The sequence below is a fragment of the Marinicella pacifica genome, from assembly GCF_014636635.1.
Classification (GTDB): Bacteria; Pseudomonadota; Gammaproteobacteria; order Xanthomonadales; family Marinicellaceae; genus Marinicella; species Marinicella pacifica.
Genome location: NZ_BMEO01000036.1, coordinates 1 through 1,042, shown reverse-complemented (window position 1 = coordinate 1,042; position 1,042 = coordinate 1). Strand labels below are relative to the sequence as shown.

Genomic DNA, 1,042 nt, shown 5'->3' with positions numbered 1-1,042 from the left:
TTAATCAAACCGGCTTGTTTTTTCTCTTTTAATCGATAGGATTCTCCTTTAATTTGCACAATATGTGAGTGATGTAATATTCGGTCAAGCATGGCCGAGGTTAAAGCGATGTCATTAGCAAAGGTTTGCCCCCATTGGCCAAAGGGCAAGTTACTGGTGAGTATCATTGAGCCTTTCTCATAACGTTTGGCCACCACATCAAAAAGTATTTTTGATTCATTGGCACTAAATGGTAAGTAACCTATTTCATCAATGATTAATACTTTTGGAGCGATGACGCTGCGCTGCATTACAGATTTATATTTATCTTGTTTTTGAGCCGTTGTTAATTGCAAGATAAGATCAGATGCGCTGATAAAGCGAACTTTTAATCCTGATTGAACACACTGGTAGCCCAAAGCACAGGCCAGATGTGTTTTGCCGACACCGGATGGACCAAGCAATATCACATTTTCAGCCCGTTCAACAAAGGTCAAAGTTGCCAGTTGGTTAATCAAGGTTTTAGGAACACCTGATGCAAATTTATAATCAAATTCATCCAGTGTTTTAATACTTGGAAAGCCTGCCATCCGTGTGTACATGCTTTGTCGTCTGACAGCACGAGTATCAAGTTCGGCAGTCAGTACTTTTTCTAAAAACGAAAGGTAATCCCATTCTTCTTTGGCCGCCTGTTGTGTGAGCTCAGTGGCATTATCATCAATACTCACGAGTTTCAGTTGATTGGCTATTTCAGTTATACGCTCAAGCTGTAGGTTCATAGCCACCTCCAATTTGATCGTATATGCTCAAGTCATGGTGCAAAGGATTGCTGGTATAGTGTGTGTCCACAACTGGCTTGTGGCTTGTTTTCTTTGCAGGTAAAGCCACTATGGCTTGTGAGTGGATGGTTTGTAAAAAGGGCTGTTCTATTTTTAATTGATCTGCCGGCTTTTTACCTGTTGTGTTGTGGATTCTTTGGTTGGCAATTTGATCAAGCCAATGAATAACTGATTGGTTTGCAGCCTCACAATCAAGCACCAGACCCACTGAACTGAATTTGGTT

At 40.9% G+C, this 1,042-nt stretch carries 1 protein-coding gene and 1 pseudogene; both read right to left on the bottom strand.

Going from position 1 to position 1,042, the window contains the following annotated elements:
• A partial coding sequence (gene istB / locus IEV16_RS13285; RefSeq protein ID WP_188366204.1) for an IS21-like element helper ATPase IstB occupies positions 1–758 on the bottom strand: 758 nt, incomplete at its 3' end.
• Positions 742–1,042, bottom strand: a pseudogene (locus IEV16_RS13280) (hypothetical protein); the annotation flags it as partial. The pseudogene IEV16_RS13280 and the gene istB, both read right to left, overlap by 17 nt.